The organism is Amycolatopsis sp. cmx-8-4 (assembly GCF_046548675.1).
Classification (GTDB): domain Bacteria; phylum Actinomycetota; class Actinomycetes; order Mycobacteriales; family Pseudonocardiaceae; genus Amycolatopsis.
Genome location: NZ_JAEBDZ010000015.1, coordinates 131,136 through 151,670, shown reverse-complemented (window position 1 = coordinate 151,670; position 20,535 = coordinate 131,136). Strand labels below are relative to the sequence as shown.

Sequence of the window (20,535 nt, the reverse complement as noted above, 5' to 3'; positions counted from 1 at the left end):
TGACACGGCGGATCCCACTAGCCCGGCCGCCGTTTCGGCTGGTGGAGGAGTTGCGACGCGGCGTTTGCGCCGGTCAGCGGGTCACCGGAAAGCGGCTTGCGGTGGCCGCCACCGGACCACGCGGACGCGCACGTCCACCGGGGAGTGTCGACGAATCGACCGGCTTCGAGTCACGGTCGAACTGCGCCCATCCGGCACGGCACCCGCCTGATCGGCGACGACCCCGAACGCACTGAAGGCCACCATGAGGGAAGTCCTCAGGTGGCCTTCAGAGACGTACGACTTACTCCTCCGCGTCCGCCCAGGCCTTGAGCATCACGCGGGCGATGGACGAGTTGCCCGGCAGGAGGATCTCCGCCGCGCCGTCCGCGATCGGGGTCGGCTTGGCGCCCTCGTTTCGCAGTGAACTGTTCTCGAACGCCGCGCGCACCTCCGCGCGTGACACCCACAGCGCCTCTTCGATCTCGCCGTCCGCCGGGACCAGCGGCAACGTGCGATCCGCCCGGGCCGTGAAGCCCAGCATGATCGAGCGCGGGAACGGCCACGGCTGGCTGCCGAGGTACCGGACGTCCGACACCGCGGCGCCCACCTCTTCGCGGATCTCGCGGAGCACGCACGCCTCCAGCGACTCGCCCGCCTCGACGAACCCGGCCAGCACCGAATAGCGACCGGCCGGCCAGATCGGCTGGCGGGCCAGCAGCACGTGGGATCCGTTCGTGCCCTCCAGCGAGTGGACCAGGCAGATCACCGCCGGGTCGGTGCGCGGGTACTCCTCGCGGCCGTCGTGCGTGCACTTGCTCGCCCAGCCGAACTGGATCAGCTCCGTGGGATTTCCGCAGCGGGTGCAGAACTTGGCCTGGCGACGCCAGTTGCGCAACGCCTGCGCCGTCGTGAACAAGCCTGCCGACGTGTCGTCCAGCAGGTCGCCGTACCCACGCAGCTCGACCCAGATCTCGCCGTCGACGCGCGGGACCTCTTCGACGAAGCCCCAGCTCCCGGCCATCTTCACCGTGTCGGTTTCACCCGAAGGGCCGCCCGGGAGCGACCAGTAGTCGGTGTCCTGCCACTCGCCGAGGAACACCGCGTCCGACGGCGGTGCCGTGCCGAAGTCGACCGCCTTGCGGAACGCCAGCACCGACGAGCCCTCGACGACCGGGGTGCGCCCGGTGTCGTCCAGGAGGACGACCCGGGCGTCGGCCCAGCGCGAAACCAAGCGTGAAGGGTTGGTGCGCAAGCCTTCCTGACGGTCCACAGTGGACCTCGACAGGGTCGGCAGGGCACCGAGGGAGAACGGGACGGACATCAGGCCGGCTCGCCCACTACGACGTCGCCGAGCGCGAGGAGCTTGCGTTCCAGGACCGCCGCGTCGCCGACGACCACGCCGGTGAACCGCTTGGGGGCGAAGAACTTCAGCGCCGCGTCGGCCACCTCTTCGGCGGTCACGGCGGCGACCCGCGCCGGGTGCTCGTTGAGCCACTCCAGGCCCAGCCCGGTCGACGCCAGTGCCAGCACCTGGCCGGCCAGACCGGACTGCGACGACGTCGACGTCAGCAGCGAGCCGATCGCGTACTGCCGCACCGACTCCAGCTCGTCGCCCGCCGGCGGGACCTGGCCGAGGCGGCCCAGCTCGTAGCGGGTCTCCAGCAGCGCCGGGGCGGTCGCGTCGGTGGCGGTGTCCGCGTCGACGTTGACCACCGCGGTGCCGTCGGTGAACTCGAAGCCGGAGTGCGCGGAGTAGGTGTACCCCTTGTTCTCGCGGATGTTCTCGACCAGCCGCGACGAGAAGTACCCGCCGTAGGCCAGGTTCGCCAGCTGCAGCGCGGCGTACCCCGGGTCGGTGCGCGGCACGGTCTGCGCGGACAGCCGGATCTGCGACTGGACGGCGCCGGCGCGCGGCACCAGCAGCACGCTCGGGCCGGTCAGGTCCGGCAACGCCGGGAGCCGCACGGCCGAGCGGTCCGACGCCCAGGCGCCGAGCACCTTCTCCAGGTCGCCGATCACCGCGGTCGGGTCGATGTCGCCGACCAGCACCAGCACCGAACCGCGCGCCTGCACGGACGCCTGGTGCAGCGCGCGGACCTGCTCGGGCGTCACGACGGCGACGTCCTCCGCCTGCGGCACCTCGCGGGTGGCCGGGTGGTCGCCGTAGCGGTGCTTCTGCAGCGCTTCGCGGGCGATCGTGCGCGGCTGGGTGCGGGAGACGGCGATCCGCTCGACCAGCCGCTCCTTCTCGCGGGCGATCTCCTCGTCGGCGTAGGTCGCGCCGGTGAGGACGTCGCCGAGCACGTCGAGGAACGTCGGCAGCTTGCCGGCGAGCGCGGAGCCGGTCAGCACCAGGCGTTCCGGGTCGACGCCGCAGCCGATGTCGCCGCCGATCAGCGCCAGCTCGGCGTCGATCTCGATGCGGTTGCGGCGCGCGGTGCCGGTGAGGATGGTCTCGGCGAGCACCTCGGCGATCGCCGGGTGCAGCTTGTCGTCACCCGCGAACGGGATCCACAGCCGGGCCTCGACCATCGGCACGGTCGCCTTGCGCACGGCCACCACGCGCAGGCCGTTGGCCAGCGTGGTGTCCACATGGGACAGGTCGGCGGCGGACCGCTGCTCGCCGAGCGGGGGCAGCGGGCGCGGCCCCCGCGCGGTGCGGCCGATCTCCTCGGCGCTGCGGTGCGTTGCAGAAGTCGTGGGGGAGCTCACTGCTCGTTGGTCCCTTCCGAAGCGGGCTTGACCACCAGGACGGCGCGCGCGTCGGGGCGCAGCGCCTTCGCCGCCGCCGAAACGGCTTCCGAGGTGACGGCGGACATCCGGTCCGCGAGCTGGTAGACCAGCGAGGCGTCGCCGTAGAGCAGTTCGAACGAGCCGAGCGCGAGGGTCCGGGACACCAGGCGGTCGTGCTCGGAGTGCAGGCTCGCGGTCCAGCGCGCGGTGACCTTGCGCAGTTCCTGCTCGTCCGGCGGGTTCTCGGCGATCTTCTCGAGCTCGTCGTCCAGCGCCGCGAGCACGCGCTCGCGCGGCACCTCGTGCGGGTGGATCAGGGTGATGGTGAACGTGTCCGGGTCGCGGGCCTCGAACGGGCCGAACAGCCCGGCGCCGGCGCCGATGTCGACGACCAGGGGCTCCTTGTGCACCAGCCGCTGCTGCAGCCGGGAGCCGTCGCCGTCGGTCAGCACGCCGGCCAGCACGAGGTAGGCGAGGTAGCCGCCGACGTCGTTGATCGGGTCCGGCATCCGGTAGCCGACGGCGAGCGCGGGCAGCGGGGCGTGCGGGTCGATCGTCTCGCCCAGCAGCTCGCTGGTCGGCAGCGGCTCGGCGAACGACGGCCGCTGCGGCGCCGGCCGGTGCGGGACGTCGCCGAAGTTCTTCTCGATCAGGTCCTTGGCGCCGGCGATCTCGAAGTCGCCCGCCACGGTGAGCACGGCGTTGGCCGGCGAGTAGTAGGTGTCGAAGAACGCGGCGCAGTCTTCGACCGTGGCGCTCTCGAGGTCCTCGAAGCCGCCATAACCGTTGTGCGCGTTGGGGAACGTCGAGTACAGGACCGGCGGCAGGGTGATCCACGGGAACCCGCCGTACGGCCGGTTCAGCACGTTGAGCCGGATCTCCTCTTTCACGACGTCGATCTGGTTCGCCAGGTTCTCGGCGGTCAGCTTCGGCGCGCGCATCCGGTCGGCTTCGAGGAACAGCGCGCGTTCCAGCGCGGCGCTCGGCAGCACCTCGAAGTAGTCGGTGTAGTCCGGATGGGTGGACCCGTTGAAGGTGCCGCCGCTGGACTGGACGTGCCGGAAGTGGGCGAGTTTCTCCAGGCTCTCGGAGCCCTGGAACATCAGGTGCTCGAAGAGGTGCGCGAAACCGGTGCGCCCCTCCGGCTCGGAGCGGAAACCCACGTCGTAGTGCACGCTGACGCCGACCACCGGCGCGGTCGCGTCGGGTGCGAGGACCACGCGCAAACCGTTGTCTAGGGTGTATCGGACGAGCTCGGGATCGGCCATGACCCCACCCTACGACGGCTCGCCCGCTCTCCGCGTCCCGCCTCGTGAGTGGTAATTCGGGTTCTAACCCGAATTACCACTCACGAGGCCCTGGAGGCGACCACGATGGGCCGCCGCGAGCGCGCCAGCCAGGTTGATCGCGAAGGATCCGGCCTGGTCAGGGGTGATGTCGCCGTCGTGCCAGTAGACCGTCGGCGGGTGCTCGAGACCGTCGAACGCGGCCACCCACGGCCCTAGTTCGCCCAGAGCGAGCGCGTACGGCAGGCCGCGTGAGAACACCAGTTCCCGTTGGGGCTTGCCGAGGTCCTTCACCTTCACGGAACCCAGTTTCGCGGCGACCCCGCGGAGCCGCCGTGCGACGTCGAGACCGGCTCGCCGGCGCGCGGGCAGCGCCGCCGAGACCACCGCGGCGGCCGCCCCGGCCAGCGCGAGGATGACGCCGAGCTGGGCGTACCCGGCGGTCAGCGCGAGCAGGACGGTCAGGAACACGCCGTAGCAGACGACCCGGATCCCGGCGCGGCGGAGCCGGCCGGGCCGCGGCGCGAGCCAGCCGCGGCGGACGGCGTCGGCGTACAGCTCCCCCGGTGCGATGCCGACGTGGTCGCGCCGCAGTTCGGCAAGGGTCACCGGGTCCTCCGGCAGGACCGCCTCGAAGACCGCACGTTCGAAGGAGGTCAGGTGCTCGTCGGCCGGGTTGCGGCGGGTCAGCCGGGAGCCGTCACTCACCCAGAGGTAGTTGCGGACGGCCAGGTCGAGCACGGTCGCGGCGAGGTCCGCCGCGCCGGTCCGGCCGTGCAGCAGCAGGCCGACGTGGCCCGGCAGCACGCCTTCCGGTGACGCGAACTCGCCGTTCGCCGAGACCAGCTCGGCCTTCGGCGGCTCCCCCGCGCCGGCGTCCCGGCGGCGCGCGAACAGCACGAACGTGGCCGCGGCCAGCAGCAGCGCGCCGAAGCCCGCCCAGGCCCAGCCGACCGGGGCGGTGACGACGAACGCGCCCGCGAGCGTCTTGGCCGGCACCAGGCGGGCGTTGGCCGGGACGGTGCCCGCCGGCAGCTCGACGGTGGCCGTCATCCGCTGGCCCGCGAGGAGGTTCTGCTGGCTGAACCGGGTCAGCCCGGCGTGGTCGATCTGCGCGGCGCCGCAGGAGAAGTCCGAATCGGCCGGTCCGGCCAGGCAGTCGACCGCCGTCGGGATCCTGGGCGCCGCGAAGGACGCGCGGAGGAACTTCAGGTCGGTGCTCCAGCCGCCGGCCAGCTCCCAGGTGACGCGGTCGCCGTCGACCGCACCGTCCACTGTGTACCTGACGGTCGACGTGCCGGCCGTCAGGTGGATCGTGAAGGCGTCCTGGTCCACCGAGGCCGTGCCGCTGCCTTCGAGGACGACGTCGCGCACGCCGTAGACGCGGTCGCGGTGGTGCGGCGCCGGGACCCGCAGCGGGACCCGGCGGTCCATCGTGACGCCGCCCGGCACCGACACCGCCTCGGCGACCGAAAGCGAGCCGTCGCGCTCCACCTTGAGCTGGATCTCGGCGCTCTGCGGCAACGCGGGCGGCGGTGGCTGGTCCACCGGCGCCGCGGCCAGGACGAGCGTCAGCACCGCCGCCGCGAGCACGTCAGCGCGGCGAGGTGGCGCGGCCGGACTCGGTGAGCAGTCCGTCGAGCGCGGTCAGGAACGACGGGAAGTGCGTGCCGAACCGGCGCAGGTCGCTGTCGGCCTCCATGCCGCCGTACCAGTAGAGGCCGGCCGTGCCGTCCGACGCCGGGTTGAGCGCGGCGAAGGCGCCCAGCCAGCGTTCGGTGTCGCCCAGCACCACCGCGTACGGCAGCGACCGGGAGAACACCATCTCGCGGTCGCCCGGCGGGATGTCCTCGGCCTTGGCGTGGTGCAGGTAGTGCAGCAGGCCGCGGACCTGGCCGACGAGCACCCGGCCGCGCGCGGTGCGCGAGGGCAGCAGCGCGGCCGCGGCGGCGACGCCGAGCCCGGCGAGCGCGAGCGCGACGCCGAGCAGCGCGTACCCGACGGTGAAGGTGAGGATCGCCGTGACGACCAGGCCGAGCACGAAGATCCCGGCGCCGAGCCAGGTCAAGCCGCCGCGCGCGGTGTCAGGACGACGGGAGAACCAGCGCTTGGTGACGACGTCGGCGTACATCGCGTCGCTGATCCGGCGCAGGTCGAGGCCGCCGCGGGCGCGCAGCTGCGACACGAGCACGGCGTCGGTGCCCGCCGGCAGGAGCGTTTCGTAGACCGCGCGCTCGAAGTCGTGCAGGTGCTCGTCCGGCGGGTTGCGGCGGGCGAGCTGCCAGTCGGGCCCTGGTACTTCCGCGAGCCACAGGTAGTTGCGGACGGCCAGGTCGACGACGGTGGCGCTGATGTCGACGACGTCGACGGTCTCGTCGATCACCGTGCCGACCTGCCCGGGCAGCACGCCGTCCGGGGAGGCGAAGTAGACGCGTTCGCCGTCGCGCAGCAGGACCTCGACCGGGCCGGTCGCGGCGGTGAGCGCACCCGCGTCCTGCTTGCGGCGGCGCACCACGAAGACCGCGGCGGCGGCGAGCAGGACCAGGAGGACGGCGAAGGCGACGCCGGTCAGCGGCGTCAGGGCGAAGGCGTTGGCGAGCAGGCCGATGCCGGCGAACTTCGCGGTGGCCGGCGCGGTGTTCGCGGGCAGGCCGACCAGCAGGTCGACGCGGTCGCCCGGCTGGACGTCGTTCTGCTCCAGGCGCACGACGCCGGTGTGGTCGAGCTCGCTGAGCGTGCAGCGCCGGCTGGAGCCGATCGGGCCGGCGAAACAGTCCACAGGGGACAGCTCCGGCGACGGCGCGATGAAGGACGCGGTGAGCTTGGCGACCGGGCCGTCGAATCCGCTCGCGGCCTGCCAGCGCGCCTGCTGCCGGCCGCCCTGGTCGGCGACGACGCCGTCGACGAGGTAGGTGACGGTGGAGCTGCCACCGGTGAAGGTGAGGACGAGCTGGTCGCCGGTGATCCGGCCGGCGGCCGCGCCCTCGGTCTTGACGTCGCGGACGGCGAAGACGCGGTCCTGGTCGTCACCGGCCGCAACCCGCAGCGGGACGCGGGAAACGAGCTGCTGCCCGCCGGGGACGGTGACCTTTTCGGTGACGGAGAGGGAGCCGTCGCGCAGGAGCTTGAGCGCGACGTCGGCGGTGGCGCCGTCCGGGGCCTGGACGCCCGGGACGTCACTGCCGAGCAGCTGCGGCTTCTTGACCTGCTCGCTCGGCTGCGCGGGCAGGGGCGGCCCCGCTGTCGGCCCGGTCGGCCCGTCGGCGGCGGCCGCGGGCCCGGCGGCGGCCAGCACACCCGCCGCGACGACGAGCCCCAGTTTCCTCAACACAGCACCACACCCTAGAGCACTGGATCTATGCTGACGGCCGGAACGGCGAGATCAGCGCGGGTACGCCGGTTCCGACGGGGTGAGTCCACGGGGGGTTCCACACAGATGTCCCAACCGCCGCAGGGTCCGCACGACCCGCGACGTCCGGTGCCACCACCGGGCCGGCCGCCGTTGCCGCCGCCGGGGGCGCGGCCGTTGCCGCCACCGGCGAACCGGCCGTTGCCGCCCGGTCAGCCGGGGCGTGGGCCGGGTCAGCAGGGTCAGCCCGGGCAGCAGGGGCAGGGACCGCGGAATCCGCAGCTGCCCGTCGGCTCGCCGCCGGGTTCTCGCGGTCCGCAGGGACCGCCGCGGCAACCCGGCCGTCCGCCGCAGGGGCCGTGGAATCCGCGAGGTCCGCAGGGCACGCGTGGGATGCCCATGCCGGGTCCGCCGACCGGGCCTCAGTTCCGTCCGCCGCCCAGCGGGGCTCCGCTGCCGCCGCCCGTGACGGCGCCTGCTCCCGTCTTCACCCCCGGGTACGCCGGGCCGCCGCCCGCGATGGGGTTCGGGCCGCGGTTCGCACCCGGGTACCGGCCCTACGTCGCGAAGAAGTCGAACACCGGCGTGATCGTGGCCGTGGCGATCATCGGGATCGTGGCCGTCGTCGGCGGGGTGATCGCGGCCGTCGCGCTGACCGGCGGGCACTCGCGGCACGTCGCCGACGCCGGCTACTCCAGCACGTACCCGACGGACACCTACTCCGAGACCACCAGCGACGAAACCACCTCGGCGACGTCGTCCACCGAAGAGACGACCACGCGCCAGACCCGCACGTCGGGGCGCGAAACGCCGACGTCCCAGACGCCGTCCGGCCCCCACTCGGTCTCGGCCACCGGCACCAACCCGCTGTTCGGCAGCGCGAACTTCGGGCTGCAGAACGTCCCGTGCACGCTGAGCCGCTGGGCGACCGACCAGAACAGCGTCACGAAGTTCTTCCAGTCCGGCATCGCCTGCCTCGACGCGATGTGGTCGAAGGCCCTCGGCGGCGCGGACCTGCCGTTCGAGACGCCGAACCTGTCCGTGCCGCGGTCGCTTTCGGAGTCCTCGACGCCGTGCGGCAGCGGGGGCACGACCACCGGCGTCACGCCGTTCTACTGCCCGTCGAACAACACGATCTACATGCCGATGGACCGGATCGAGATCGAGACGTGGGGCAATCACCCCGGCCCGTACCTGTCGATCCTCGCCCACGAATACGGCCACCACGTGCAGAACATGGCCGGCATCTCCGACGCCTACGGCGAGCAGCGCTACGACGCGGGCGCGGACTCGGCCGTCGGCCTGGAGCTGTCCCGGCGGATGGAACTCGAGGCGCAGTGCTTCTCGGGGATGTTCCTGGGCTCGGCGTCGGTCTCGGGCGGCTCGGTCGACAAGAACATCTACAACGAGGCCTGGAACGCCCAGGACCGCGGCGACGACTACGCCCGCAACGGCAAACGCGACCACGGCAGCGCCAAGCACAACATCTCCTGGTGGCAGCACGGCGCGACGACCAACCGCAACCAGCAGTGCAACACGTGGACGGCGTCCGGAGGCGACGTCTCCTAACGCCCCAATGTGGCGTTGGGTGCATCTGACGCACCCAATGTGGCGTTCGGTGCGTCCAACGCACCCAACGCCACATTGGGGCGTTCGGGGCCGGGGCCGGTCAGCTCGGCGGGGTGAACGGGTTCTCGGCGGGCGCCGCCGGGGTGCCGCGCGGTGGGGTCGGCTCGGAGGAGCCCGCGTATTCGGGTGACGCCGCCTGCGCTGGGAAGGGCCGCGATTGCGGCTGCCCCGGATAGGCCTGGGCCGCGTTACCCGGCGCCGGGTAACCCTGCGCCAGTCCCGCGGACGCCTGCGCCGGATAGCCCTGACCCTGTGGCGCAAACGCTTGCGCCTGCTGGGCCTGGGCCGCCGCGTACGCCTGGAAGGCCCGGGCGTGGTCGCGGTTGCGCCGCTCCGCCAGCACCGCCGCGAGGAACGCCCACGGCGGCACCCCGGGCGGCACCGCCGCCCCCAGCGCGTTGCCGACCTGCTGCGCGAGCCCCCAGCCGAGCGCGTGCGAGGCCTCCGGGCGAAGCTCGTTGAACCGGGCGAGGAACTGGCGGCTCGCCAGCGCGAGGCCGTCCGGCAGCCGGGTCAGGTCGAGCTGGGACGCCCAGCCCGCGAGGCCCGGCGGCATGCCGATCGCCGGGTAGCCGGCGCTCTCCGGGACGCGTTCGCGCACCACGAGCGTCCCGGCCAGGAAGTCGCCGACGCGGCGGCCGTCGGACGAGCACAGCGACACGATCACCGCGACCGCGCCGAACAGCCCGAGCGTCCAGAAGTCCACGACGAACCCGGCGAGCCCGCGGGTCAGAGCGTGCCGGAAGCGGATCGGGCCGCCGTCGACGCGCACCACGCGCAGGCCGACCGCCATCTTGCCCAGCGAGCGGCCCCGCGAGAGCGTTTCGAACAGCACCGGGTAGCCGACCATCACCAGCACCAGGAACACGAGGAAGAGGGTCAGCGCGAGCGAGCCGTCGCCGGCCGGGACGGCCAGCGTCATCACGAAGACCGCGCCGAGCAGCAGCGCGAACTGCACGACGACGTCGAGCGCCATCGCCAGGGCGCGGCTGGCGAGCTTGGCCACGTGCAGGTCCAGGACGACGGCTTCGCCGGTGACCAGCTCGGATTCCTCGTGCACCGGGCCAGCGTATCGACGGATAGGGTGACCGGGTGGATGTGGACGTCTTCGTCGCGGCGCACTCGGCGGAGTGGCACCGGCTCGGCGAGCTCAGCCGCCGCGGCGGGAAGCTCACCGGCGCGGAGGCCGACGAGCTGGTGACGCTCTACCAGCGCACGGCGACGCACCTGTCGATCGTCCGCTCGGTGGCACCCGACCTGGCGCTGCTCGGACGGCTGTCCGGGCTGGTCGCCCGCGGCCGCAGCGCGATCTCGGGGTCGCACAACCCGGCGTGGCGCGAGGTCGCGCTGTTCTTCACGCGCCGCTTCCCGGCCGCCGTCTACCTGTCACGGCGCTGGTGGATCCCGGCCGCGCTGGCGTCGATCGCGGTGATGGTGGTGATCGCGGTGTGGGTTTCGGGCGACCCGCACGTGCGCGCGTCGATCGCGACGCCGGACGAGCTGAACCAGCTGACCAAGCCGGGCGGCGAAGCCGAGACCTACTACTCGACCGGCCCGGCGACGTCGTTCGCCGCGCGCGTCTGGACCAACAACGCCTGGGTGGCGGCGACCTGCCTGTTCCTCGGCGTCGCGCTGGGCCTGCCGGTGATCGGCGCGCTCTGGATGAACGCGCTCAACGCCGGCGTGATCATCGGCGCGATGAGCGCCGCGGGCCGCGCCGACGTGATGATCGGCCTGCTGCTGCCCCACGGTCTCCTGGAGCTGACGGCGGTGTTCATCGCGGCGGGCGCCGGGTTGCGGCTCGGCTGGACGGTGATCGACCCGGGCCGCCGATCGCGCACCGCGGCGCTGGGCGAGCAGGGCCGGTCGGTCGTGGTGCTGGCGCTCGGGCTGGCGTGCGTGCTGTTCGTGTCAGGGGTCATCGAGGCGTTCGTGACGCCGTCGGGCTGGCCGACGTGGGTTCGTGTCGGGATCGGCGTCGTGGTCGAGGTGGCGTTCCTGGTCTACGTCTTCACCCTCGGCCGCCGCGCCGCTCGCGAAGGCGAAGTCGGCGACCTCGAAGCGCGCGACATCGGCGACGCGCTGCCCGAGTCAGCATAAGCACGAGCCCTCGAAGGCGATGGACGATCCGTCGTCCAGCCCGGCGGTTCCGACGAAGCGCGCCTCGAATTCACCCACCTCCGTCAACGTCAGCTTCGGGCTCGACGCGGAACCGTCCGCGCCCGTCTTGACGGTCACCGTTTCCGCGCCCCCTTCGAAGACCAGGAGGTTCTTCGGGCGGGCCGCGCGGACGAAGAACGTCACCGGGACGTCGGCCGCCGGCTGGCCGTTTTCGCCGATCACGCGGACCACGAACGGTGCGCCCGGGTCCTTCGTCGCCAGGCGCTGACCGTTGCCGGACAGGATGGCGAGGGTGCGCCCGCCCGCGGCCCAGGTGTTCGGGATTCCGGTCAAGGAGCAGACTTCCTGGTACAGCCGCGCGCCCGCGACGGCGCCTTCCGCGGTGAGGCACCGGGCCGTGGCGACGTTCGCGATCTCGACCAGGCCCGGCAGCCCGGCCACGCGCCGCCAGGCCTGGTGCTCATCCTTGGCGTCACAGGCGGCCAGCTTCACCGTGACCCCGTCGACCGGGCTCGCCGCCGCAAGACACTGTCCATTTTGGACGTTCGTGAAGCGTTGACCGGCATATGTCCACTTCGCACTCGCGTCTCCCGCGTCGGCCAGCACGGGCTTGCCGTCGGCCACCGCGAGTGAGAGCTTGCCCCCGCCGTCGGCCAGGTACACGGGAGCGCCGTCGGCCGCGGGTGCCGAAGTGATCGCCAGGGCCACCGCCATGAACTTGAGCATCCTCCGGGCTTAACAGACCGGGCGGACGTCCACCACCGGAGTCACCCATCAGAGCCGGCCCGCGGCCTTCAGGGCCAGGTAGCGGTCCGCCAGCGCCGGCGGCAGCTCCTCCGGGACCGCGTCGACGACGCTGACCCCGTGCCGCGCCAAGCGTTCCGTCACGCGGCCGCGCTCCGCCATGGTCCGCGACGCCGCCGCCGCGTCGTACACGGCCTCCGCGTCGCCGCGCCCCGCCAGCATCTCCGCGACCCGGGGGTCCGCGACCGACGCGATCACCAGCTCGTGCCGCGACGTCAGCGAGCTCAGCACCGGGAACAACCCCTCCTCCAGCGGCGCCGCGTCCAACCCCGTCAGCAGCACCACCAGCGCGCGCCGTCGAGTGCGCCGCAGGATCTCGGCGACCATCCCGCGCGCGTCCGTCTCGATCAGGGACGGCTCCAGCGGCGCCATCGCGTTGACCAGCGACGTCAGCAACGCCGCTCCCGAGGAACCCTGCACCGCCGCGCGCAGGCGCCGGTCGTAGGCCAGCAGGTCGACGCGGTCGCCGGCTTTCGCGGCGAGCACCGCCAGCAGCAGCGCCGCGTCCATCGCCGCGTCCAGGCGCGGGGCGTCGCCGACCCGGCCCGCCGAGACGCGGCCGGTGTCCAGCACCAGCACCACGTGCCGGTCGCGTTCCGGGCGCCAGGTCCGGACCATGACGTCCGCCGCGCGCGCTGTCGCCCGCCAGTCGATCGAGCGGACGTCGTCGCCGATCACGTACTCGCGCAGCGAGTCGAACTCCGTGCCCTGGCCGCGGATCAGCACCGCGTTGCGGCCGTCGAGCTGCTGCAGCCGCGCGAGCCGCGACGGCAGGTGCTTGCGGCTGTGGAACGGCGGCAGCACGCGGACCGTCCACGGCACCACGTGCGAGCCCTGCCGCGCCGCCAGCCCCAGCGGGCCGACCGAGCGGACCGTCACGCGCGCCGCCGTCCGGTCGCCGCGCCGCGACGGCCGCAACGCCGTCACCAACGCGCGTCGCTCCCCCGCCGGCACGCGCAGGACGTGCCGGTCGGCGGCACTCGCCGATGGCGGCCACGCGTCGCGCAGCTGCCCGCGGACCGCGCGGCCACCGGGGTTCGCCACCACCAGCGTCACCTCGCACGGCTCGCCGAGCCGCACCGACGTGTCGCCGGAGCGCGCGAACGTCAGTGGCCGGACGCTCCCGGCCAGCACCAGGTCCACCACGACGAGCACCAGCAGCACCCCGCCGACGGCCAGCAGGCCGGCCCGCGACGGCAGGAGCAGCCCGACCACCAGCGCGCCGAAGAGCGCCAGCAGCCCGAGCCTTCCGGTGACGGCCATGTCAGCGCGGCACGGGCACGGACGCGAGCACCCGGTCCAGCACGCCGTCAGCGGTGACGCCTTCGAGCTCGGCCTCGGGCCGGACGTCCAAGCGGTGCCGGAGCGCCGGCCGGGCCAGCGCCTTGACGTCGTCCGGGGTCGCGTAGTCGCGCCCGGCGAGCCACGCCCAGGCGCGCGTCACCGCGAGCAGCGCCGTCGCGCCACGCGGCGAGACGCCGATCCGCACCGACGGCAGCTGCCGCGTCGCCCGGCAGAGGTCGACGACGTAGCCGATCACCTCGGGCCCGATGGTGACCTTCGAAACGGCTTCGCGGGCCGTGGCGAGTTCCGCCGCCCCCGCGACCGGCTTGAGGCCCGCCGCCGCGAGGTTGCGCGGGTCGAAGCCCTGCGCGTGCCGCCAGAGGATGCCGATCTCGTCCTCGCGCGACGGCGTCGGCATGGTCAGCTTCAGCAGGAACCGGTCCAGCTGCGCCTCCGGCAGCGGGTAGGTGCCCTCGTACTCCACCGGGTTCTGGGTGGCGATCACGATGAACGGGTCGGGCAGCGGCCGCGACTCGCCGTCGAGGGAGACCTGCCGCTCCTCCATCGCCTCCAGCAGCGACGACTGCGTCTTCGGCGGCGTCCGGTTGATCTCGTCGGCGAGCAGCAGGTTCGTGAACACCGGGCCCTCGCGGAAGGAGAACTCGCCGCTGTGCGCGTCGTAGACGATCGAGCCGGTGACGTCGCCGGGCATCAGGTCCGGCGTGAACTGCACCCGCTTGGTCTCCAGGTCCAGCGCCGCCGCGAGCGCCCGCACCAGCAGCGTCTTCGCGACGCCGGGGACGCCTTCGAGCAGCACGTGCCCCCGGCAGAGCAGGGCCAGGATCAGCCCGGTGACGGCGGCGTCGTTGCCGACGACGGCCTTCGCGACCTCCGCGCGCAGCGCGATCAGCGCGTCGCGGGCCCCGGTCGTCCCTTCGGTACCGCTGCTCAAGTTCGCTCCACCTCTCGTTCCACCCTGTCCAGTTCGCCGGCCAGCCGCACCAGCGCGGGATCGCCGGTCACCGGCGGCCCGTACAGCACAGCGCCGACGTCGTTCGCGGGCCGGCCGGCCCGCTCGCTCACCGACGTCACCAGCGCCGCCGCGTCGGCGTCGCGGGGCAGGCCCAGCGTGGTCCGCAGCCGGGACCGCGCCGCCTCGCGCAGGGTCTCGCCGGCGTGGTCCGCCGCCTTCGCGCGCCGGTACAGCCGGGCGCGGCCCTCCGCCGTTTCGGCCGCGCGGACGACGACCGGCAGCGGCTCGGTGACGACCGGGCCGAGCCGCCGGGCCCGCCACAGCGCCAGCAGCGCGACCGCGATGCCCACCTGCGCGGCGCCGAAGTACCAGCCGTCCGGGATCAGCTCGAAGATCGACTTCCGCGAGTCGTCCAGCGCCGGGTCGGTCGCCGACGGCAGGTACCAGACCAGCTTCGGGTGCTGCCCGAGCAGGCGCAGGCTCAGCGCCGCGTTGCCCTCGTCGGCGAGCCGGCCGTTGGTCAGCGGCGCCGACGTGCCGAGCAGCGTCGTCGTGCCGCCGGCGTCGGCGAGCTGCAGCAGCGTGCCGCCGCCGTCCTCGCCCGGGTAGCACGAGCGCGCACCCGGTGCGGCGTACCCGATCCCGCCGAGCGTGGCGTCGCCGGCCGCGACCGCGGCGGCGACCGTGCACTGCGGGCTGAGCGTGCCGACGTCGTTCTGGCCGACCGGCCGGACCAGCGGCAGCGAGTCCTTGAGCGTCGGCGCCCCCGGCGTCACGAGGACGACGTCGGCGGCGCGCCGCCGCAGCGCGTCGAAGCGCTTCGCCGGCACCAGGTCCGGCTGGGTGACCAGCAACGTCGTGTTCTCGCCGAGCGCGTCGTCCGCCTCGTCGATCGTGTGCGCGATCCGGACGTCGACGCCTTGATCGGCCAGCAGCTTCGCGAGCGCGTGCGCGCCGCCGGGTTCGTAGGAACCGGGTTCGAGCGCGCCGTGCGTCTGCTCGCCGCGGCCGAGCAGCAGCAGCGCGCCGGCGGCGACCACCAGCGCGAGCAGGGCGAGCGGAATGCGGGAACCGCGCCAGATCCGGCGCGCGTCCGGCGAAACGGAGGTGCTCACGAGGCCGCCATCACCACCGGCCGTTCCCGGCGGCAGCGTTCGTCCAGCTCGGTCAGCGTGCGGTACGCCGTTTCGGTGCCTTCGCGGCCGCCGTAGTGGACGTCGTCGAACAGCCGCGCGCCTTGCCGCAGCTCGGTCGCGACGTTCGGCAGCAGCACCCCGGCCTCCGCGGCGGCCTCGTCGGCCGTCCGGCCGGAGCGGGCGTCCAGCAGCGCGCGTTCCTCCAGGGCCCGCACGAGCGCGCGGAAGCGGTCACGGACGGCGTCGTCGTAGCGGCCGGCGGCCGCGGCCTCGGCGGCGGAGCGGCGGTAGTCGTCGGCGCTCTGCCGCTTCCCGTCGAAGACCAGCCGGTCCGCCCGGGCCGCGCGGGCGATCTTGCCGGTGCGCAACCGGATCACGACGACGAGCACGATCAGCAGAACCAGGATCAGGACCAGGCCGAAGATCCCGCCCGGGACGACCGACGACAGGCCGTTCAGCAGCTTCTCCAGCTGCTCGCCGAGCCACTGCGCGACCTGCTGCAGCACACTCGGGCGCGCCTGCTGGTACTTCGGGTCGCTCAGCTCCTCCTGCGCGGCCCGGCGTGCCGTGTCCCGGTCGATGTCGACCGGGACGTCGGTCACCCAGCGCTGTTGGGGGGTCCAGGGGGGCTTGTCCCCCGGCTGGGGTCTGGGGCTCGGCCCCAGAAACCACAGCGACGTCACCATGCCTGCGGCGGCGTCACCCCGGCGGCGCGGGCCAGCTCGATGTCCATGCCCTCGCGGCGCATCCGCTGGTCCAGGTAGATGATCACGGTGACCAGCGCGACGAACGGCGTCGCGATGGTGCCGGAGATGACCTGGCCGACCGACGCCAGCAGCAGGTCGCCGGTGCTCGGCACGACCGTCGCGGCCGACGGGTTCAGCACCTGCTGGAAGACGCCGGTGCCGAGGGTGAACGGCAGCTGGATGATGTTGTTGAAGAGGTACTCGATGATCCAGGCCAGCGCCAGGATGCCGAGCACGCGCCAGAACGAGCCCTTGACGAGCTTGACCGAGCGGGAGAACGCCTGCTTGAACGTGCCGCGCTCCAGGATCAGTGCCGCGCTGGCCAGCGCCCAGAACACGTACGCGAGCACACCGGGGACGATGCAGAGCATCAGGCCGATCGTCGTGGCCACCGAGTAGACGAGCCCGATGCCCAGCAGCGGCAGGAGCCGGGGCTGAACCTCGGCCCACGCGATCGAGAAGGTCACTTCGCGCCCGAGTGCGGCGCGGCCCATGACGGCGGCGAGGAACCCGTTGAGCAGCGTCGTCAGCAGCGTTGTGAGCGCCGCCGTCGGCAGGACCACCAGGAACACGTCGCCGAACACGCCGAACATGGCGTCGCGCGCCTCCGCCTCGGTCGCGCCCGGGCCGAGCGCGGCGACCGAGGTCAGTTCGCCCAGGTCCGCGTAGAGGAACTTCTGCACGAGGAAGGTGATCGCGGCCGAGATCACCGCCAGCACCGCGCCGACACCCAGGATGAGCAGCGGGTGCCGGCGGATCGCGGTGATCGAGCCGTCGAGGATGTCGCCGATGTTGAGCGGGCGCAGCGCGATCACACCGGGCTTGCCCAGCCCGTGCGGGCTGAAGGCCCGCTGCTGCGGGAACTGCGGGTACTGCGGCGGCGGCCCGCCGTAGGGCATCGGCGGCGGGGTCTGCGGCTGCCACCCGGGCGGCGGCTGCGCACCACGCGGGTCCGGGGCCTGCCAGCCGGTCGGCGGCGTCGGCGGTGACTGATCGTGACTTTCCGGTGGCTTCGCCTCACCCGATCCAGGAGCGTGAGCCCGGGGCAAGCCCTGGCTCGGTGTCGGCGTGTCGGTGCCCTCTTCGCCGGACGCGCCACCGGTCTCTGTCATCGAAGCCCCTCGCCTGCGGTACCTGCTTGCGGACACTCTCTCAGAGCGGGTTGTACCCGGCCAGACCTGGGGTGACGTCGGTGCGCCGCGACCCTGCGCACACGGACGGGTGCGGGAGGCACCGTTCCCCCGGTAGGCTGAACGCCGGGATCGGGTACCCCCGGTCCGTACCGAGACCCTTCGGGACTGCCTAGATGACGCAACCGCCCCACGGCCAGGTACCGCCCAGCGGTTCCGTCCAGCCGCCGCCGGTGCCGGATGCGCAACCGGCTCCCGCGTGGCTGGGTCACCCGCACACCGTGCCCGCCGCGCCGCGCCGTCGTTCGCCGGCCGCCGTCATCGGGGTGTGCCTCGGCGCCGTGGCCGTGCTGGTGCTCGGGCTGGTCGCCATCGTGGCGCTCAACCGCCAGGACACGCCACTCGCGAACCCGGCTTACCGCGACACGCCGTCGTCCCAGGACGTTCCCTCACAGCTGCCCGGGGGCGCGGGCGCCCCGGCGTCGGTGTCGCCCGGCCCGTCGACCGAGCTGTCCACACCGAGTGCGACCGGCCCGCAGAAGGTCCTCAAGCTGGCCGACCACCCGATCCTGCAGGACCCGAACGCCGGGCTGCAGAACCGCGTCTGCACGCTGCCGGCCTGGCAGAGCACCCAGGCGGGCGCGGAAGCGTTCTTCACCGCCGCCAGCAAGTGCCTGGACGCGGCGTGGGGCCCGTTCCTCACCGCCTACGGCCTGCCGTTCACCCCGCCGGCGCTGCACTTCCCGACCAGCGCGAGCTTCGAGACCGAGTGCGGCACCATCCAGGTCGGCATCGCGACCGCCGCGTACTACTGCGAGAACAACCTGTACGTGCCCTTCCGCGGGCTGCAGACCGACCAGTACGGCAACAACCCCGGCGTCTACCTGGCCCTGTTCGCCCACGAGTACGGCCACCACGTCCAGGAGGTCGCCGGGCTGATGGACGCGGCCTGGCAGAAGATCTACGAGGCCGGCCAGAACAGCCCCGCCGGGCTCGAGATGTCGCGGCGCAAGGAACTGCAGGCCCAGTGCTTCTCCGGGATGTTCCTCGGCGCGCACGTCGACCAGGGCGGCACGATCAACCGCGACATGTACAACAAGGCCTGGAACGACCAGGAGACCCGCGGCGACAACACCTCCCGCAGCCACGACCACGGCACCAACGCGCACTACGCGTCGTGGTGGCGGGCGGGCGCGACGAGCAACCGGATCTCCGACTGCAACACCTTCGCGGCACCGTCCTCCGAGGTCAGCTGATGGTCAGCTGACCTTCGCGGGCTTGGCGGCCTTCGGTTCCGGGTTCGGCTTCGGCGGCAGCCGCAGCCAGGTGTAGACGAAGATCCCGCCCGAGAAGCAGGCGAACACCAGCAGCGCGAGCCCGAGCGGGCGCCGCGCGTCCGACGCGCCGGCCGACGTGTCCGCCACCTGGACGGCGACCGTGCCCTGGTCCGGGAGCTCGTCCGGGACGCCGACGTCGACGCGCTCGTTCTGGCCGTGGCCGCAGCCGTTGAGCGTGCCCTCGTGGGTCTTGCCGGCGACGGTGAACCGCACGGTCTCGACGGGGTCCAGCCGGTCGCACGGCGCCGGCTTGGTGACCTCGGCCGACACCGGCGCGCCGAGGTCGTCGTCGCTGATCCCGAGCAGCCCGGGCCCGGCCAGCCAGGCCAGCAGGACGACGAGCACGCCCGCCGCGGCGGGGATCGCCACCGAGGGCCACTTCAGGGCGAGGGGTCGCGGGGGCACGCGGTCATGGTTCCAGATCCCGACGGCAAAACCCAGGCGGCACGGTCTCGGGTCCGCTGGTCGGCCGGGCGAACCGGACCTACCGCTCGATCTTCTCCGTCTGCGTCACCTTCTTGACGTAGAGCAGCTTGTCGCCGGGCTCGATGGCGTCGGCCTGCGGGGCGTCGACGCGGTAGAGGACGCCGTCGCGGACCAGGCCCAGGACGAGGTCGGACAGGTGTCGCGGCGACCCGCCCTCTTCCGACGGCTCGACCGCGCGTTCGGCGATGGCCAGCCCGGACTCCGGGGTGAGCAGGTCCTCCATGATGTCCACGACCAGCGGCGTCGACGTCGCCATGCCGAGCAGCCGCCCAGCCGTCTCGCTGGAGACGACGACCTGGTCGGCGCCGGACTGCTTCAGCAGGTGGACGTTCTCCGCCTCCCGCACCGACGCCACGATGTGCGCGTTCGGGGCGAGCTCGCGCGCGGTGAGCGTGACGAGCACCGCCGTGTCGTCGCGGTTCGGGGCGACGACGACCGCGCGCGCGTGCTGCACGGCGGCGACGCGCAGGACGTCGGACCGGGTGGCCGAGCCGTGCACGGCGACCAGGCCGAGCGCGCTCGCGGCGTCGAGGGCCTGCTGGTCGGTGTCGACGACGACGACCTGACCCGGGGCGACGCTCTGGTCGCCGAGCAGCGCGTTGACGGCGGACCGGCCCTTGGTGCCGAACCCGACGACGACCGTGTGGTCGCGCACCTTCGTCCTCCACTTCTGGATCTTGAACGCCTGCCGGGAGCGCTCGGTGAGCACTTCCAGGGTGGTCCCGACCAGGACGATGAGGAAGAGCACCCGCAACGGGGTGATCACCAGCACGTTCACCAGGCGGGCGGACGACGTGGCGGGCGCGATGTCGCCGTAGCCGGTGGTCGAGAGCGAGACGGTCGCGTAGTAGAGGCTGTCCAGCAGGGACAGGCCGTCACCGTTGGCGTCGCGGTACCCGTCGCGGTCGACGTAGACGATGATCACCGTCAGCAGCAGCGCCAGGGTCGCGCCGATGACCCGCTTCATGATGGAGCGAAGGGGGCTGACCGTCAGCTCGGGCATCCGCAGGACGCCGACGAGCTCGTGGTCGGGCCGATCGGTGAGACTGCCGAGCGGCAGCCGCCTCAGGGCCCTCATGCACTGGCTCCCGCAGGCAGGTGTCGAGCGTCACTCACGCCCGGAGGATAGCCGAACCGGACGGCGGCCCGCCGCGTGGAACGATGAGCCGATGGCTACTTCACAACGGCCCGCGCACGTCATGGCCGGTGCGCTGGGTTTCATGGGCGCCCTGCACTTCGCGGTCCCGAAGCCGTTCGACGGCCTGATCCCCCGCTCGCTCCCGGGCTCACGCCGGGCGTGGACGTACGGCTCGGGCGTCGCCGAACTGGCGGTGGCGGCCGCGGTGGCGGTCCCGCGCACCCGCCGCCTGGGCGGCCTGGCGGCGGCCCTGCTCTTCCTGGGCGTCTTCCCGGGCAACGTGAAGATGGCGGTCGACGCCCGCACCGCCCCGCTCCCGCAGCGAGCGATCGCGTGGGGCCGCCTCCCGCTGCAGTGGCCCCTGATCGCGTGGGCCCTGAAAGTCCGCGACTCCGCGTGAT

The 20,535-nt window shown here is 73.1% G+C and carries 18 protein-coding genes; 4 read left to right on the top strand and 14 right to left on the bottom strand.

Annotated elements, in window-relative coordinates:
• Positions 1-283: 283 nt before the first annotated feature.
• The 5 genes from nudC to ACLJQZ_RS29420 form a co-directional block, all read right to left on the bottom strand.
• Entirely contained in the window at positions 284-1,303 is a 1,020-nt protein-coding gene (gene nudC, locus ACLJQZ_RS29440) for an NAD(+) diphosphatase (protein WP_410623108.1), read from the bottom strand.
• Positions 1,303-2,694 carry a M16 family metallopeptidase gene (locus ACLJQZ_RS29435; protein ID WP_410623107.1) on the bottom strand — a complete coding sequence of 464 codons (1,392 nt, stop codon included), beginning with the start codon at positions 2,692-2,694 and terminating at the stop codon, positions 1,303-1,305. Before ACLJQZ_RS29435 ends, nudC begins: the two co-directional genes overlap by 1 nt.
• A complete protein-coding gene (locus ACLJQZ_RS29430; protein WP_410623106.1) occupies positions 2,691-3,983 on the bottom strand; it encodes a M16 family metallopeptidase in 1,293 nt (430 codons plus the stop codon). Before ACLJQZ_RS29430 ends, ACLJQZ_RS29435 begins: the two co-directional genes overlap by 4 nt.
• Positions 3,984-4,046: 63 nt before the next feature.
• Positions 4,047-5,594: a DUF2207 domain-containing protein gene (locus ACLJQZ_RS29425; RefSeq protein ID WP_410623105.1), complete on the bottom strand. Its 1,548-nt coding sequence runs from the start codon at positions 5,592-5,594 to the stop codon at positions 4,047-4,049.
• A 1-nt stretch (position 5,595) separates the two neighbouring features.
• Positions 5,596-7,332: a DUF2207 family protein gene (locus tag ACLJQZ_RS29420; protein WP_410623104.1), complete on the bottom strand. Its 1,737-nt coding sequence runs from the start codon at positions 7,330-7,332 to the stop codon at positions 5,596-5,598.
• Positions 7,333-7,815: 483 nt separating this feature from the next.
• Here ACLJQZ_RS29420 and ACLJQZ_RS29415 point away from each other — a divergent pair, with 483 nt between their 5' ends.
• The gene (locus tag ACLJQZ_RS29415; RefSeq protein WP_410623103.1) at positions 7,816-8,919 is read left to right on the top strand and encodes a neutral zinc metallopeptidase; all 1,104 of its coding nucleotides are present in this window, start codon (positions 7,816-7,818) and stop codon (positions 8,917-8,919) included.
• A gap of 100 nt (positions 8,920-9,019) precedes the next feature.
• Here ACLJQZ_RS29415 and ACLJQZ_RS29410 read toward each other — a convergent pair whose 3' ends face one another.
• On the bottom strand, positions 9,020-10,039 hold the full coding sequence (locus tag ACLJQZ_RS29410) for an RDD family protein (protein WP_410623102.1): 1,020 nt from the start codon (positions 10,037-10,039) through the stop codon (positions 9,020-9,022).
• 32 nt (positions 10,040-10,071) lie between these two features.
• On the opposite strand from ACLJQZ_RS29410, the gene ACLJQZ_RS29405 reads away from it, so the two are divergent.
• Positions 10,072-11,079: a stage II sporulation protein M gene (locus ACLJQZ_RS29405; protein WP_410623101.1), complete on the top strand. Its 1,008-nt coding sequence runs from the start codon at positions 10,072-10,074 to the stop codon at positions 11,077-11,079.
• Here the strand turns inward: ACLJQZ_RS29405 and ACLJQZ_RS29400 are convergent.
• The 6 genes from ACLJQZ_RS29400 to ACLJQZ_RS29375 form a co-directional block, all read right to left on the bottom strand.
• On the bottom strand, positions 11,071-11,826 hold the full coding sequence (locus tag ACLJQZ_RS29400; protein ID WP_410623100.1) for an RICIN domain-containing protein: 756 nt from the start codon (positions 11,824-11,826) through the stop codon (positions 11,071-11,073). The two genes, ACLJQZ_RS29405 and ACLJQZ_RS29400, sit on opposite strands and share 9 nt — an antisense overlap.
• A 48-nt stretch (positions 11,827-11,874) precedes the next feature.
• Positions 11,875-13,167, bottom strand: coding sequence for a DUF58 domain-containing protein (locus tag ACLJQZ_RS29395; protein ID WP_410623099.1), 1,293 nt, complete (start codon positions 13,165-13,167; stop codon positions 11,875-11,877).
• A gap of 1 nt (position 13,168) precedes the next feature.
• Positions 13,169-14,140: a MoxR family ATPase gene (locus ACLJQZ_RS29390; RefSeq protein WP_326946362.1), complete on the bottom strand. Its 972-nt coding sequence runs from the start codon at positions 14,138-14,140 to the stop codon at positions 13,169-13,171.
• Positions 14,137-15,276 (bottom strand): DUF4350 domain-containing protein, encoded by a 1,140-nt coding sequence (locus ACLJQZ_RS29385; RefSeq protein WP_410623098.1) that lies wholly within the window; start codon positions 15,274-15,276, stop codon positions 14,137-14,139. Before ACLJQZ_RS29385 ends, ACLJQZ_RS29390 begins: the two co-directional genes overlap by 4 nt.
• Complete coding sequence (locus ACLJQZ_RS29380; RefSeq protein ID WP_326946360.1) at positions 15,273-15,899, bottom strand: DUF4129 domain-containing protein; 627 nt, start codon at positions 15,897-15,899, stop codon at positions 15,273-15,275. The genes ACLJQZ_RS29385 and ACLJQZ_RS29380 overlap by 4 nt, the downstream gene beginning before the upstream one ends.
• Before the next feature lie 77 nt (positions 15,900-15,976).
• A complete protein-coding gene (locus tag ACLJQZ_RS29375) occupies positions 15,977-17,155 on the bottom strand; it encodes a hypothetical protein (RefSeq protein ID WP_410623097.1) in 1,179 nt (392 codons plus the stop codon).
• A 194-nt stretch (positions 17,156-17,349) separates the two neighbouring features.
• Here ACLJQZ_RS29375 and ACLJQZ_RS29370 point away from each other — a divergent pair, with 194 nt between their 5' ends.
• Positions 17,350-18,429 carry a neutral zinc metallopeptidase gene (locus ACLJQZ_RS29370; RefSeq protein WP_410623096.1) on the top strand — a complete coding sequence of 360 codons (1,080 nt, stop codon included), beginning with the start codon at positions 17,350-17,352 and terminating at the stop codon, positions 18,427-18,429.
• A 3-nt stretch (positions 18,430-18,432) separates the two neighbouring features.
• Here ACLJQZ_RS29370 and ACLJQZ_RS29365 read toward each other — a convergent pair whose 3' ends face one another.
• On the bottom strand, positions 18,433-18,879 hold the full coding sequence (locus ACLJQZ_RS29365; protein WP_410623173.1) for a hypothetical protein: 447 nt from the start codon (positions 18,877-18,879) through the stop codon (positions 18,433-18,435).
• A gap of 115 nt (positions 18,880-18,994) precedes the next feature.
• Positions 18,995-20,074, bottom strand: coding sequence for a potassium channel family protein (locus tag ACLJQZ_RS29360; RefSeq protein WP_410623095.1), 1,080 nt, complete (start codon positions 20,072-20,074; stop codon positions 18,995-18,997).
• Between the two features lie 91 nt (positions 20,075-20,165).
• Between ACLJQZ_RS29360 and ACLJQZ_RS29355 the strand changes: the two genes are divergently transcribed.
• Complete coding sequence (locus ACLJQZ_RS29355) at positions 20,166-20,534, top strand: hypothetical protein (RefSeq protein ID WP_410623094.1); 369 nt, start codon at positions 20,166-20,168, stop codon at positions 20,532-20,534.
• The last annotated feature ends 1 nt before the right edge of the window (position 20,535 follow it).

Coding starts and splice junctions, on each gene's coding strand:
- ACLJQZ_RS29375 (WP_410623097.1), bottom strand. CDS start 17,155: ATGACAGAGACCGGTGGCGCGTCCGGCGAAGAGGGCACCGACACGCCG.
- ACLJQZ_RS29360 (WP_410623095.1), bottom strand. CDS start 20,074: ATGAGGGCCCTGAGGCGGCTGCCGCTCGGCAGTCTCACCGATCGGCCC.
- ACLJQZ_RS29370 (WP_410623096.1), top strand. CDS start 17,350: ATGACGCAACCGCCCCACGGCCAGGTACCGCCCAGCGGTTCCGTCCAG.
- ACLJQZ_RS29395 (WP_410623099.1), bottom strand. CDS start 13,167: ATGGCCGTCACCGGAAGGCTCGGGCTGCTGGCGCTCTTCGGCGCGCTG.
- ACLJQZ_RS29430 (WP_410623106.1), bottom strand. CDS start 3,983: ATGGCCGATCCCGAGCTCGTCCGATACACCCTAGACAACGGTTTGCGC.
- ACLJQZ_RS29400 (WP_410623100.1), bottom strand. CDS start 11,826: ATGCTCAAGTTCATGGCGGTGGCCCTGGCGATCACTTCGGCACCCGCG.
- nudC (WP_410623108.1), bottom strand. CDS start 1,303: ATGTCCGTCCCGTTCTCCCTCGGTGCCCTGCCGACCCTGTCGAGGTCC.
- ACLJQZ_RS29355 (WP_410623094.1), top strand. CDS start 20,166: ATGGCTACTTCACAACGGCCCGCGCACGTCATGGCCGGTGCGCTGGGT.